This is a genomic window from Burkholderia sp. 3C, from assembly GCF_054589155.1.
In genome coordinates, this window is the sequence record NZ_BAAILN010000066.1 from 155,320 (window position 1) to 168,196 (window position 12,877).

The following is a 12,877-nucleotide window of genomic DNA, read 5'->3' on the forward strand; positions in this document are numbered from 1 at the left end:
TTCGTCGGAATCGAGTTCGTCGAGGCCGGGCAGCACGCGCAGCGGCGGTGCGACGCCGGCCGCCTGCGCGCAATGCAGGGCGGTTTGTGCGTGCCGGCGCAGCGTGCCGGTCACGATCGCGGCGGGCTGCGCGCCGCGCGCGGCCATCCACGCACCGAGCCGCGCCGCCTGCGTCTCGCCGCGCGCCGACAGGCAATCGTAGTCGGCCGCCTCGAAGCTGGCCTGCGCATGGCGGATCAGGACGATCTCGCTCATCGCGCGGCGCCCCCGGCGGCGCCCCCGGCGGCGGCGATGCGCGCGCGGCAGCGCTGCGTCAGGTAGCGCACCGCGTCGCCGAAGCCGGCGAACGCCGGGTTGGTGGTCTGCCCGAGCACGTAGCGGCGGTAGATCTGCTGGATGATGCCCATCAGCCGGAACAGCCCGAACACCTCGTAGAACGCGAAGCCGCTCACGTCGGTGCCGGTGCGCGCGCCGTAATAGGCCACCACCTCGTCGCGCGTCATCATGCCGGGTGCGTGGGTGGGCTGGCGGCGCATCGCGCGGAACGGTGCGTCGTCGTCGGCCTGCACCCAGTAGGCGAGCGAGCCGCCGAGATCCATCAGCGGGTCGCCGAGCGTCGCCATCTCCCAGTCGAGCACGCCGACGATGCGCAGCGGATCGTCGGGGTCGAGCACCACGTTGTCGAAACGGTAATCGTTGTGGATCACGCAGAGCCGGCCGTCGTGCGCGGGCTGGTGCGCGTCGAGCCAGCCGGTCACGTCGACGGCCGGATCGGTGCCGTCGGTCAGCGCGCGCTGCCAGCGCTCGCGCCAGCCGCTCAGTTGCCGCGCGACATAGCCCTCGCCACGGCCGAACGCGGCGATCGCCGGCGCGGTGGCATCCACCGCATGCAGCTCGATCAGCCGGTCGACGAAGCGCTCGCAGAGCCGGCGCGTGCCGGCCGCGTCGAGGCCCAACTCGGGCGGCAGATCGCGGCGCAGGATCACGCCGGCCAGCCGCTCCATCACATAGCATTCCGAACCGGTCACGGCCGGGTCGTCGCAGCGCGCGACGATCGCCGGCACCCACGGGTAGGCGGGCTTCAGCGCGGCCATCACGGCCGCCTCGCGCAGCATGTCGTGCGCCGAGCCGGCCTTCGCGCCGGCCGGCGGGCGGCGCAGCACCAGCTCGCGGCCCGGGTAGGCGATCAGGTAGGTCAGGTTCGACGCGCCGCCGTGGAACTGGCGGATCGTAGGCTCGCCGGCCAGGCCCGGCACCTGCGCCTTGAGGAACGCGTCCACCTTGACGGCGTCGAGCCGGTCCTCGTCGCGCACTTCGCGGGCGGCATCGATCGGCGCGCTCATGCCGCCGCTCCCGCCAGCGCCTGGGCCTGACGCTTGAATTCGAGCCGCGCCACCACGCCGCGATGCACCTCGTCCGGCCCGTCGGCCAGCCGCAGCACGCGCGCATAGGCATACAGCGCGGCGAGCGGCACGTCGTCGGACACGCCCGCGCCGCCGTGGATCTGGATCGCCGCGTCGGCCGCTTGTTGCGCGACGGCCGGCACCGCCACCTTGATCTGCGAGATCAGGCTCAAGGCGGCCTTCACGCCGTGCGTGTCGATGGTCCAGGCGGCCTTCAGCGTCAGCAGACGCGCCTGCTCGATGGCGATGCGCAGGTTCGCGACGATGTCGGCGTTGCCGCCAAGCGCCGCCAGCGGCTTGCCGAACGCGGTGCGCGCCTCGGCGCGGCGGCACAGCAGCGTCAAGGCACGTTCGGCCGCGCCGAGCGCGCGCATGCAGTGATGGATGCGGCCCGGCCCGAGCCGGCCCTGCGCGATCTCGAAGCCGCGCCCCGGCCCGAGGATGACGTTCGAGGCCGGCACGCGCACCTGGTCGAAACGCACCTCGCCGTGGCCCGACGGCTCGTCGAAATGATGGAACGCGGGCAGCATCCGCTCGATCGTCACGCCGGGCGCGTCGAGCGGGCACAGCACCATCGTGTGGCGGCGATGCGGCTCGGCATCCGGGTAGGTCAGGCCCATGAAGATCACGACGCGCGCATGCGGATGGCCGATGCCGGTGGACCACCACTTGCGGCCGTTCAGCACGAACGCATCGCCGTCTTGCACGGCGGTGGCCTGCATGTTGGTGGCGTCCGACGAGGCCACCTCGGGCTCGGTCATGCAGAACGCCGAGCGGATCTCGCCGGCCAGCAACGGCGTGAGCCAGGCGCGCTGCTGCTCGGGCGTGCCGTAGCGCGCCAGCACTTCCATGTTGCCGGTGTCGGGCGCGTTGCAGTTGAACGCCTCGGGCGCGATGAACGAGTGGCCCATGATCTCGGCGAGCGGCGCGTATTCGGCGTTGCTCAGGCCCGCGCCGCCCAGTTCGGTTTCGGGCAGGAACAGGTTCCACAGGCCGGCCTCGCGCGCCTTGCGCTTGAGCGCCTCCATGGTGGCCGGCTGCCGCCAGCGCCGCCAATCCGCGCCACCGGCCAGCTCGGCCGCATAGCGGGCCTCGGCGGGCGCGATCTCGTCGTGCATGAAGCGCGTTAGCCGTTCGGCGAGAGCCTGGCTGCGAGCGGTCGGCGTGAAATCCATGAGATCGTCCCCCGTTTGAAGTGACGCCCAGCCTACGCCGATCGCACCGATCGATGAAATGAATGTTCTTCATGGCAGGTCATCAGCCAAAGTAATATGCTGGCTTCCCGCCTTTCGCCGCCCCGCCCGTGACTTCCGACCTGCGTCTCGACCTGAACCTGTTCCGCGTGCTCGACGCGATCTACGTGCACGGCGGCATCAGCGCGGCGGCCCGCGCGTTGCATCTGACCCAGCCGGCCGTCACGCACGCGCTGAACCGGCTGCGCGCGCATTTCGGCGATCCGCTGTTCGTGCGCCAGGGCAATCGCGTGACGCCCACCGAGCGCACCCGCGCCGTGATCGCCGACGTGCAGCGCCACCTGAAGGGCCTGCAGGCCGCCGCGCACGTGCAGGCGCATTTCGATCCGGCCAGCGTCGAGCAGCGCTTCGTGGTGGGGATTCGCGACGTGCTCGAATCGATCGCGCTGCCGCAACTGGTCGAACGGCTCGCGCGCGAGGCGCCGCGCATCACGCTGGTGAGCCGCCGCGTGGCGCTGGCCGAGGTGGGGCGCGAGATCGCCAGCGGCCAACTCGATCTGGCGATCGAGCGGCGCGTGCCGGCCGGGCCGCAGGTGGTGCGCGAGACGCTGGCCGACGACGCGCTGTGCGTGGTGCTGCGCCGCGATCATCCGCTCGCCGCGGGGCCGCTGCGCCGCGCCGATTACTTCGCCGCGCGCCACGTGACCGTCTCGCCGCTCGGCGAGCCGAACTCGCTCGATGTGCTGCTGGCCGCCGATGGCCGCTATCGCCAGATCCAACTGGTCTGCCAGCACTATTTCGCGGCCTGCCAGATCGCGGCGGCCGGCGACCTGCTGCTGACGCTGCCGCGTTCCTACGCACTGCGAATGACCGGGCTGCTGCCGGTGGTGGCGATGCCGCTGCCGCTGCGCGTGAAGCCGTATGCGATCCACGCGTACTGGCACGAATCGCGCGATGCCGATGGCGCGCACCGCTGGTTTCGCGAACGGGTCGCGACGATCGTGCGCGCCGCCGCGCTGGGCGGCGGCGAGGCGCCGACGATCGCCAACGCCTGAGCGCGCGGCACGCTGGTTCGACACTTCGCTTAACAACGAGCGGCACGCAACCCGTTTATGCTGTCGACACGCCCCACTCGCCGAGGAACCTCATGCCCCTGATCCACGCCGCAGCCGAACTGGCTGCCGATGCCCCGAATTACGTCGTCGACATCCAGGCCGGCGCCCATCGCTTCCAGGGCGACGAAGCCGAGCGCGAGGGCGGCCGCGGCGTCGGCCCCGCGCCGTTCGAGCTGCTGCTCGCGAGCCTCTGCCAATGCACCGCGGCCACGCTGCGCATGTACATGCAGCGCAAGGAATGGCCGGCGGTCAAGCTGCACGTCCACGCCGAGCTGCACGCGGATCACGACGGCACGCAATACGTGCGCCGCACCATCACGCTCGACGGCGAACTCGACGACGCGCAACGCACGCGGCTCGGCGAAATCGCCGAGAAAACGCCGGTTACGCTGTTCATCAAGCGCGGCACGCGCATCGACACCACGGTGCGCTGAAGCCGCCGCAACCGTCACGCACAACGCCGCGCCCATGAAAAAACCGCGCCCCGGCCGTCACTGGCCGGGGCGCGGTTTTTGCTGGCGCGCTTGAATCGGTTCCGCTCAGATCCCGAGCGCCGACAGGTCGAGCCGATCGTCGGCCGAGGCCGGCGGGCACCAGAAGAACGCGCCCGTCACCGGCTGCGTGAAGCGGAACAGGCCGTCGAGCACGCCGTCGGTCGCACCGACCATGCGGCGCATCTGCACCTCGAACGCGCGGAACGAATGGCCGAACGCCACGAAATAGAGGCCCGCGCGGCGCTCGTCGGCCCACGGCGCGGAGCGGCGCAGCACCTTGGCCTCGGGCGTGAAGCTCTCCTGCTCGGTGCGCTTCACGTGCGCATAGGCCGGCGCATCCTCCAGCTCCTCGTTGTCCGACTTGCGGCGGCCGACGATGCGATCCATCTCGTCGCCCTCGATCGCGTTCATCGCCGGGAAATCGTGCACCCACTGCTGCACCGCGACGAAGCTCGCGCCGTCGAGGCCCGCGCCCTTGCCGGTCACGAACGCGGTCTCCACCGCCTCGTCGCCCTTGGGGTTTTCGGTGCCGTCCTCGTAACCGGACAGGTCGCGATCGTCGGCGTAGCGGAACGCGTTGGCGGCGCTGTCGAGCACGAAGGCCGGCGCCAGCAGCGTCTCGATCGCGCGCGAGCGCAGCGTGATCTCGCCGTGATCGTCGCCGCGCAGCCACACCCACAGCGCGACCTGCGTGGACGGCACCGGCGCGCCCGGCTTCGACAAGTCGGGGAACGGCTTCAGGCCGTCGATCTTGCGGTCGAGTGCCTGCACGAGCGACGGGCCGACGCCCACCACCGTGCGCGCCGCGTCGGTGGCGTCGCGCAGCGCGGCCAGCGCGCGCGGCACGTCGGCGGGGTCGGCGATCTGGAGCGACAGGTAACGGTTGGCCGGCGGCAGCGGCGACAGGATGCCTTGCTGGATGGTGCTCATCGTGATGTGCGTCAGTTGCGGTTGCGGTGGGGACGGGAATCGAGGGCCGGATTGTCCCATACACGACGAGCGGGACATGCGACATGGCGGCCGTTGCCGTGTCGATTCGGCAACAGCTTGGCATTACCTCCCGGGCGCGATTACAATCCCGTAATCGGGCGGGTTTTCGCCCGACGGTGATGCGGCGCCCGCCGCCTCGCCCTCATCCACGCTCCATCGCTTACGTTCAAGGGAGGTCAAACGATGCGTCACAAGCCATCACACTGCGGCTTCCCGGACGTCATGCCGCAAGGCGCGAACTAGCTTCGTGCCCCCCGCGGCGGGCTTCCGAGGCCCTTCCGCCCGCTGTACTTCCCGGCCGTCTTTCGTCATTGATCTGCTTCACCGGCGCGCTCCGCTCGCTGCGGTTGTCGCGCCACCGCCACGCATGCATCGTCACGATGCCGCGGTGGCCCCGACGGCCCGTCGTTTCGCCGATTCATCGACCACCGACAAGTCCTGGCGCGCACCATGCCCACCAGGCCACGACCCATGATCCAACACACCGATCGTCACGGTAGCCGTCCGTTCAACGACGTGCTCGGCTTCACCTTCCGTCACTGGCGCCGCCAACCGGCGCGCGCCGTCGCCGTCGCCGGCTGCGCGCTGCTGTCCGCGCTCGGCGACGTGCTCACCCCGATGTTCGCCGGCCGCCTGGTCGACGCCGTCACGCTCGGCCTGCACGATCGCGCCGCGGCCTGGAACGCGGCGCTGCACGCGTTCGGCGTGCTGCTGGTGATCGGCGTGGCCGTCACGGTGCTGCGCCAGGCGATGTTCATGAACGTCATCACGCTGACGCTGCGCATGATGAGCGAGATCTCGGCCGGCGCGTTCCATCGCGTGCAGCGCTTCTCGACCGACTGGCATGCGAACAGCTTCGCCGGCTCGACCGTGCGCAAGATCACGCGCGGCATGTGGGCGCTCGACCTGCTCAACGACACGCTGCTGCTGGCGCTGTTGCCGTCGGTGGTGATGCTCGGCGGCGCGACGCTGCTGCTCGGCTGGCATTGGCCCGTGATGGGGCTGGTGGTGGGCGCGGGCTCGGTGCTGTACATCGCGATCACCGTGGCGCTGTCGCTCGGCGTGACCGCGCCGGCCGCGCGGCTCGGCAACTTCTGGGATACGCGGCTCGGCGGCGCGATGGCCGATTCGGTCGGTTGCAACGCGGTGGTCAAGGCGTTCGGCGCGGAAACGCGCGAGGAGGCGCGGATCGGCCGCGTGATCGGCAAATGGCGGCAGCGCACGCGCCGCACCTGGGTGCGCGGCACGCTGAGCGGCGGCGTGCAGGGCACGCTGCTGGTGCTGATGCAGGCGGCGATCCTCGGCGCGGCGCTGTGGCTGTGGTCGCACGATCGCGCGGGCGTCGGCGACATCGTGTTCGCGCTGACCATGTTCTTCATGCTGCAGGGCTACCTGCGCGACATCGGCATGCATATCCGCAACCTGCAGCGCTCGGTCAACGACATGGAAGAACTGGTCGCGCTCGACAGCCAGCCGCTCGGCATCGAGGATGCGCCCGGCGCGCGGCCGATCGCGATCGGCAAGGGCGAGATCCGCTTCGATCGCGTGACGTTCCGCTACGGGCCGCGCCAGGCGCCGCTCTACACGGATTTCTCGCTGCGCATCGCGCCGGGCGAGCGGATCGGCCTGGTCGGCCATTCCGGCTCGGGCAAGACCTCGTTCATCAAGCTGATCCAGCGGCTCTACGACATCGAGGGCGGCCGCATCCTGATCGACGGGCAGGACATCGCGCAGGTCACGCAGCAATCGCTGCGCAGCCATATCGCGATCGTGCAGCAGGAGCCGGTGCTGTTCCACCGCTCGCTGGCCGACAACATCGCCTATGCGCGGCCCGGCGCGAGCCGCGAGGAGATCGTGCGCGCGGCCATGCAGGCCAGCGCGCACGGCTTCATCAGCGAGCTGCCGGAAGGCTATGACACGCTGGTGGGCGAGCGCGGCGTGAAGCTCTCGGGCGGCGAACGGCAGCGCGTGGCGATCGCGCGCGCGTTCCTGGCCGACGCGCCGATCCTGATTCTCGACGAAGCCACCTCGAGCCTCGACAGCGAGAGCGAGCTGCTGATCCAGCAGGCGATGGAACGGCTGATGGTGGGCCGCACCACGCTGGTGGTGGCGCATCGGTTGTCCACGGTGCGCGCGCTCGATCGCCTGCTGGTGCTCGAACGCGGCCAGGTGATCGAGGAAGGCGATCACGACGCGCTGATCCGGCTCGAAGGCGGGGTTTACCGGCGGCTGTTCGAGCGGCAGGCGCTCGAACTCGCCAAGGGGCTGATCGAGCAGACGGGCGGCTACGGCATCGAGGCGCTCGATTCGCTCGATTCGGCCGGCAAGGCAGACGCGCGGCGGCCCGACGACGCAAGCCAACTGCAAGGCACGGCGTTCGGCACGTCGTAAGCCGCGCGGCGGATCACGAAGCAACGGGGCGGCGGACGCGATCCACCGCCCCGTTTTTTCTGGTGCGGAATATTTTTGATACGGATTGCCATATTTCACGATTCGGCTTTCGATTGTCTTTCCACGGCACGACGCCATGCACCGATCAAAACAATAATCAAATCTGCACACTGCGCCGACAATAATGCACGCATTTTATACAAGACCACGCCATTAGCTTGCCATTCAGTTTCATCTCGCTTTCGATTTTATAAATATCCCGAAAAATCATTCCGAAGCCTTGCCCGGGCGTGTCATTGCACTGGCCGCGGGCCGCCGCATCGCCTAAAGTTTTATCGATACATGTGCAAGTCATGCGTCGCAAGGACGATACGACGCAGCGCAAATTCGGTTTGATTTGCGGCGCACCACACCCAGCGGCGCAGATAATCCACATAATCATGAATACTCGCCGATTCGCAATGAAATGCCTTCAAAAAGCCTACACGCGAATCGATTTCCGCCAGCATTTCATTCCAAAGACAAGGTTATTACCGGTGAAAGACGTGATGCACGCCGACCGACCCAGCGCCATCCCGCCGTTCCGCTTCCGACACCTGTGGTTCGGCCCGCAGGGGCTGCGCGCGGGCTGGGCCGCGCTGCTGTATGCCGCGATCGTCGCCGTGCTGATGCTCGGCGTGGATGGCGCCGCGCGCGGCCTCGACCTGCCGTTCCGGGCGGAAGGCGAACTGACCGCCGGCCAGCAATTCGCGTTCGAGCTGGCGATGTGCGCGGCGGTGCTGATCGCCACCCGCGCGATGGGCCGCATCGACCGCCGCTCGTGGCTCGACATCGGCCTGCGCGCGCCGCAGCGGCTGCGGCACCTGCTGCTCGGCAGCGCCTGCGGGCTGGTCGCCGTGGCCGTCATCATGACGCTGCTGGCCTCGACCGGCGGCGCCACGCTCGTCTATTCGGGCATGAGCCCGCTGTCCGCGCTCGAAGCCGGGCTGGTGTGGGCGCTGGCGTTCGCCGTGGTGGCGGCGGCCGAGGAACTGGCGTTCCGTGGCTATCTGTTCTTCCGTCTCGCGCGCGGCCTGCATCCGTCGGCCGCCGCCGTGCTGACCTCGGTCGCGTTCGGGCTGTCGCACATGTTCAATCATGGCGAGAACATGGCAGGGATCGTACCCGTCGTGATCTACGGGTTCGTGGCCTGCCTCGCGATCTGGCGCACCGGTTCGCTGTGGTGGGCGTTCGGCATGCACGCCGGCTGGGATTGGTCCGAATCGTTCCTGTTCGGCGCGCCCACCAGCGGCCTGCTCCCGAACGTCAGCCTGTTCGAGAGCCATGCGATCGGCCCGGTGTGGTGGAGCGGCGGCACGGTCGGGCCGGAAGGCAGCGTGCTGGTGTTTCCGGCGCTCGGCGCGCTCGCGTGGGTAGCGTGGCGTGTGCTGCCGGCCACGGGCGAGGATGCGGCGGCGCGGCGCATCGGGTGATTCGGCATCGGCCGATCCGCCATTTCCTGATGCAGCCCCAGAACGATACCGCCCTGGCAGTGGCGCAGCCCGTCACGCGGGCAAGGCCGACGCGCCCCGCCCCGCTCGCTCACCCCTTCCCGCCCGCCTCCGGCTTCGCGCTCGCGCGCTGCAACGCCAGATCGGCCAACCGCCCGCCCGCACTGAGCCACGGATGCTTGGCGTGGCCGATCCGCTGCGCGCGGTAAATACCGGTGTGCCCCGAAAACAGATACGCCACCACGCAGGCCAGCGCCGCGAACACGCCGATCGGCGCGCCGAACAATTCGACCGCCATGATCGTCGAGGCGATCGGCGTATTGGCCGCGCCCGCGAACACCGCGACGAAGCCAAGCCCCGCCAGCACCGGCAACGGCAGGGCCAGCAGATGCGACAGCGCGTTGCCGAGCGTCGCGCCGATATAGAACAGCGGCGTGACCTCGCCGCCCTTGAAGCCCGACGCCAGCGTCACCACCGTGAACGCGAACTTGCCGGCGAAATCCTGCACCGGCAGCGGCCCGCGAAACGCGGCCTCGATGGTCGGGATACCGAGGCCGAGATACTGCGGCACGGCCAGCCCCACGCCGGCCAGCGCGACGATCGCGCCGCCCAGCACCGGCCGCAGCGGGCCGTACGGAATCCAGCGCTTGAAGCGCGCGCCGAGCGCGTGCGTCGCATCGGCGAACAGCATGCCGACCACGCCGAACGCGATGCCGGCGACGATCGCCGAAGCCGCCGTCGCGATGCCGACGGCCGGCACGAACGGCACCGGATACACCGGATGACGAATCCCCCACAGATGGCACACGGCATCGGCCACCACCGCCGCCGCAAGGCACGGGAACAGCGCGTCGTAGCGCAAGCGGCCGATCGCCAGCACCTCCAGCCCGAACACCGCGCCCGCCAGCGGCGTGCCGAAAACCGACGAGAAGCCCGCCGCGATCCCCGCCATCAGCAGGATGCGCCGCGTGTCGGCGTCCACCCGCAGCACGCGCGCGACGCGATCGGCCAGCGCGCCGCCCATCTGCACGGCGGTGCCTTCGCGCCCCGCCGAGCCGCCGAACAGATGCGTGACGACGGTGGCGAGCATCACCAGCGGCGCCATGCGGGTGGGCACCGCGCGCGCCGGATCGTGGATCTCGTCGATCAACAGGTTGTTGCCGGCCTCGACGCTGCTGCCGATGCGCAGGTAGATCCAGCCGGTCACGAAGCCGGCGGCCGGCAGCAGCCAGATGAGCCAGGGATGCGCGAGCCGGGTGCCGGTGGCGAGATCGAGCAGGGCGAGGAACAACGCGGATGCGCTGCCCGCGAGCCCGCCAACGAGGGCCGACAGCGCGATCCAGCGGCCGAGCGCGCGCAACATGGCGAACTGCTCGACGGATTCGAATGCTTTCATGGGGTTCAGGTTCGACAGGACATCAAACCCGGGCGACAGGACGCCGCTTGTGCTCAAGAAGGCCTACGACCTCCTGTACCCAGGAATCCGTAGGCATCATCAACCGGCTGACCGGCGGTTGGGAACGGAGGCATGCCATCTCCGGCAAGCGAAGATTCTACGCGAGCCGACTTTCGGAATGCTTACCTTCGCGACCCGATTCGGCATGCATGGCCATATCCGCGCCAATCAAAACGGCCCCGCCTCGCAAACCATCGCGAGGCGGGGCCGTTTCGTTACTGCGGGACGACGCGGATGCGTCAGTGCAGATTCGTGTGCTTGCGGATCGCGTCAGCGGTTTGACCCGCCTTTTCCTGCAACTTGCCTTCGGTCTTTTCGGCGACGCCTTCCGCTTCGGTCCTGCGATCGCCCGTCACCTTGCCGAGCGCTTCCTTCACCGAACCCTTGACCTGCTTGAGCTTGCCGTCGATGCGATTCTTGTCCATGGTTGCCTCCTTGAGGGAATCATCGGAACCGGCGCGCTGCCGTGGCCGCGCGCCGGGAACCCTCATCTTCGCGGCTGCCGCGCCGCCCCGGCAGGTGCAGATGGGCCAGGGCCGCTAGTGCATTCGTACCGGCCCGGCCGAGACGAATCGTCAGCCGAAACCCGGCCGAAACCGCCCCGCACTCAGGCCGCAGGCCGCTTGCGGGCCGCGCGGCCGGCCCGGGCCGAAGCCACCGAACCGCCCGGCGCCGCCGCCCCCGACGCATCGAGCGCACCGGCTGCCGGAGCCGGCTCGGCCGCGCCGACGATGCCGCGCTCGCGCGCCCACACGATCGCCTCGCCGCGACTGTGCACATCGAGCTTGTTGTAGATGGTCGAGACGTGATTGCGCACCGTGTTCGGCGCGAGCCCGAGCCGGTTCGCGATCTCCTTGTCGGGCAGCCCGTGGCACAGCAGGTCGAACACGTCGCGCTCGCGCGAGGTCAGATCGGACAACTGCCCGCCCGCGTCGGGCGCCTTGGCGCGGCGCACGTTGGCGAGCTTTTCGATCAGCGTGCGGCTGAACCACGACGCATCCTGCATGGCCGTCTCGATCGCCTGGATCAGCTCCATCTCGGTACGCTTGCGATCGCTGATGTCGAGCAGCGCGAGCAGCAGGCAATCCTGCGCGTGGATCGCCACGGCGTCGGCCGACACCACGCAGTCGCGCACGTCGCCGTCCTGGGTCGACACGCGCACGTCGTGCATGCGCACCATGCCGTCGCGCGCCAGCGCATCGGCGATCTCGCGCTGCGCGCCCGGCTCGGCCCACAGGCCCAGCTCGTCGGCCGAACGGCCCAGCAGGTCGGCCTGCGCGTGGCCCGTCATCGCCACGAACGCGTCGTTGCAGTCGAGCAGCTCGAAGCGCCCGGCGGTCAGCATCGCCATCGCCACCGGCGCCATCCGGAACGCCTTGGCGAAGCGCTCCTCGCTCTCGCGCAGCGCGATCTCGGCCAGCTTGCGCGGCTGCAGATCGGTGAACGTGAACAGCATGCAGGCGTCCTCGCCCATGTCGATCGGCTGGCCCGCCACGATCACCGCGTGGTCGCCGCCGTCGGCGCGCCGCAGCAGCGCCTCCATCGGCGGGATCGTCATGCCGTCGCCGAGCCGCTCGATCGCCAGCTCGCGGCGCTCGGCGCGGTCGAACACGTCGAGTTCGTAGACCGAGCGGCCGATCACGTCGTCGAGCGGGTGGCCGATCATGTCGAGAAAGCCCTGGTTGACCTTCACGTAACGGAAATCGCTGAGGCGGCAGATCGCGGCGGGCGCGGGATTGGCGTTGAAGGTGCGCTCGAAACGCTGCTCGGCGCTGGCCCATTCGGTCGCGTCGTGCAGCACCAGCGCGAGGCAATCGGGCTCGCCGGCCGCGTTGGTCAGCACCAGGCTGCGGATCCGGTGCACCCAGCGCAGCGAATCGTCGTCGGCCGATTCGACCTCGACCGTCACGTCGCTGAACTGCTCGCCGCTGATCACGCGATCGATCGGATACTGGCCCTGGCGCACCGGATCGTGATTGGTGTCGCGCAGCCGGAAGCGCTCGCGGTACTCGGTCACGTCCGCGCCCAGCTCGGCCAGCGTGGCCACGCCGTGCATCGCGAGCGCGGCCTCGTTGGCCCACACGATGCGTTGATCCGGCTCGACCAGGATCACGCCCTCGGTCAGGCCGGCGATGATCTGGTGCAACTGGCGGCGGTCGGTGTGCGTCTTCAGCGCCTGCTCGTCGGCAGGCGCGGGGCGCGGCTCGTTGGCGGCTTCGTTCATCGGGTCGGGTTCCGTTCATGCGCCGCGGCGGCCGGCTGCGCCGACCCGATCGGCGGCGCGCGGCGGCTTCCGTGCGGCTGAAAAAGGCGGGGCGATGCGGATCTGCTCCGCATCGCCCCGT

General features: G+C 69.7%; 12 protein-coding genes and 1 riboswitch. Of the genes, 4 read left to right on the plus strand and 8 right to left on the minus strand.

Annotation, left to right across the window (positions count from 1 at the left end; genetic code table 11):
• The 3 genes from ACYP33_RS11000 to ACYP33_RS11010 form a co-directional block, all read right to left on the minus strand.
• On the minus strand, positions 1–255 hold a 255-nt coding region (locus ACYP33_RS11000; RefSeq protein ID WP_459621600.1), incomplete at its 3' end, for a histidine phosphatase family protein.
• Positions 252–1,343, minus strand: coding sequence for a phosphotransferase family protein (locus ACYP33_RS11005; RefSeq protein ID WP_459621602.1), 1,092 nt, complete (start codon positions 1,341–1,343; stop codon positions 252–254). The genes ACYP33_RS11005 and ACYP33_RS11000, both read right to left, overlap by 4 nt.
• Complete coding sequence (locus tag ACYP33_RS11010; RefSeq protein WP_459621604.1) at positions 1,340–2,578, minus strand: acyl-CoA dehydrogenase family protein; 1,239 nt, start codon at positions 2,576–2,578, stop codon at positions 1,340–1,342. The genes ACYP33_RS11005 and ACYP33_RS11010 overlap by 4 nt, the downstream gene beginning before the upstream one ends.
• 128 nt (positions 2,579–2,706) lie before the next feature.
• Between ACYP33_RS11010 and ACYP33_RS11015 the strand changes: the two genes are divergently transcribed.
• Both ACYP33_RS11015 and ACYP33_RS11020 read left to right on the plus strand, forming a co-directional pair.
• On the plus strand, positions 2,707–3,651 hold the full coding sequence (locus ACYP33_RS11015; protein WP_459621606.1) for a LysR family transcriptional regulator: 945 nt from the start codon (positions 2,707–2,709) through the stop codon (positions 3,649–3,651).
• A 92-nt stretch (positions 3,652–3,743) separates the two neighbouring features.
• The gene (locus ACYP33_RS11020) at positions 3,744–4,145 is read left to right on the plus strand and encodes an OsmC family protein (protein WP_414446915.1); all 402 of its coding nucleotides are present in this window, start codon (positions 3,744–3,746) and stop codon (positions 4,143–4,145) included.
• 105 nt (positions 4,146–4,250) lie between these two features.
• On the opposite strand, the gene ACYP33_RS11025 is transcribed toward ACYP33_RS11020, so the two are convergent.
• Positions 4,251–5,135 carry a Dyp-type peroxidase gene (locus tag ACYP33_RS11025; protein WP_414439909.1) on the minus strand — a complete coding sequence of 295 codons (885 nt, stop codon included), beginning with the start codon at positions 5,133–5,135 and terminating at the stop codon, positions 4,251–4,253.
• Between the two features lie 531 nt (positions 5,136–5,666).
• On the opposite strand from ACYP33_RS11025, the gene ACYP33_RS11030 reads away from it, so the two are divergent.
• On the plus strand, positions 5,667–7,586 hold the full coding sequence (locus ACYP33_RS11030) for an ABC transporter ATP-binding protein (protein ID WP_459621609.1): 1,920 nt from the start codon (positions 5,667–5,669) through the stop codon (positions 7,584–7,586).
• A 332-nt stretch (positions 7,587–7,918) separates the two neighbouring features.
• Here the strand turns inward: ACYP33_RS11030 and ACYP33_RS11035 are convergent, their stop codons facing one another.
• Positions 7,919–8,095, minus strand: coding sequence for a hypothetical protein (locus ACYP33_RS11035; RefSeq protein WP_459621611.1), 177 nt, complete (start codon positions 8,093–8,095; stop codon positions 7,919–7,921).
• Between the two features lie 27 nt (positions 8,096–8,122).
• Here ACYP33_RS11035 and ACYP33_RS11040 point away from each other — a divergent pair, with 27 nt between their 5' ends.
• Positions 8,123–9,058: a CPBP family intramembrane glutamic endopeptidase gene (locus tag ACYP33_RS11040; protein WP_459621613.1), complete on the plus strand. Its 936-nt coding sequence runs from the start codon at positions 8,123–8,125 to the stop codon at positions 9,056–9,058.
• A gap of 109 nt (positions 9,059–9,167) precedes the next feature.
• Here ACYP33_RS11040 and ACYP33_RS11045 read toward each other — a convergent pair whose 3' ends face one another.
• From ACYP33_RS11045 to ACYP33_RS11055, 3 genes are all read right to left on the minus strand, one after another.
• A complete protein-coding gene (locus ACYP33_RS11045; protein ID WP_414446912.1) occupies positions 9,168–10,472 on the minus strand; it encodes a chloride channel protein in 1,305 nt (434 codons plus the stop codon).
• Positions 10,473–10,555: 83 nt separating this feature from the next.
• Positions 10,556–10,624: riboswitch (Fluoride riboswitch) on the minus strand.
• 147 nt (positions 10,625–10,771) lie between these two features.
• Positions 10,772–10,957, minus strand: a complete 186-nt coding sequence (locus tag ACYP33_RS11050; protein WP_414439913.1) for a CsbD family protein — start codon at positions 10,955–10,957, stop codon at positions 10,772–10,774.
• 182 nt (positions 10,958–11,139) lie between these two features.
• Complete coding sequence (locus tag ACYP33_RS11055; RefSeq protein ID WP_459621615.1) at positions 11,140–12,756, minus strand: PAS domain S-box protein; 1,617 nt, start codon at positions 12,754–12,756, stop codon at positions 11,140–11,142.
• Between the last annotated feature and the right edge of the window lie 121 nt (positions 12,757–12,877).

Coding starts and splice junctions, on each gene's coding strand:
- ACYP33_RS11005 (WP_459621602.1), bottom strand. CDS start 1,343: ATGAGCGCGCCGATCGATGCCGCCCGCGAAGTGCGCGACGAGGACCGG.
- ACYP33_RS11010 (WP_459621604.1), bottom strand. CDS start 2,578: ATGGATTTCACGCCGACCGCTCGCAGCCAGGCTCTCGCCGAACGGCTA.
- ACYP33_RS11020 (WP_414446915.1), top strand. CDS start 3,744: ATGCCCCTGATCCACGCCGCAGCCGAACTGGCTGCCGATGCCCCGAAT.
- ACYP33_RS11025 (WP_414439909.1), bottom strand. CDS start 5,135: ATGAGCACCATCCAGCAAGGCATCCTGTCGCCGCTGCCGCCGGCCAAC.
- ACYP33_RS11030 (WP_459621609.1), top strand. CDS start 5,667: ATGATCCAACACACCGATCGTCACGGTAGCCGTCCGTTCAACGACGTG.
- ACYP33_RS11035 (WP_459621611.1), bottom strand. CDS start 8,095: ATGCTGGCGGAAATCGATTCGCGTGTAGGCTTTTTGAAGGCATTTCAT.
- ACYP33_RS11045 (WP_414446912.1), bottom strand. CDS start 10,472: ATGAAAGCATTCGAATCCGTCGAGCAGTTCGCCATGTTGCGCGCGCTC.
- ACYP33_RS11050 (WP_414439913.1), bottom strand. CDS start 10,957: ATGGACAAGAATCGCATCGACGGCAAGCTCAAGCAGGTCAAGGGTTCG.
- ACYP33_RS11055 (WP_459621615.1), bottom strand. CDS start 12,756: ATGAACGAAGCCGCCAACGAGCCGCGCCCCGCGCCTGCCGACGAGCAG.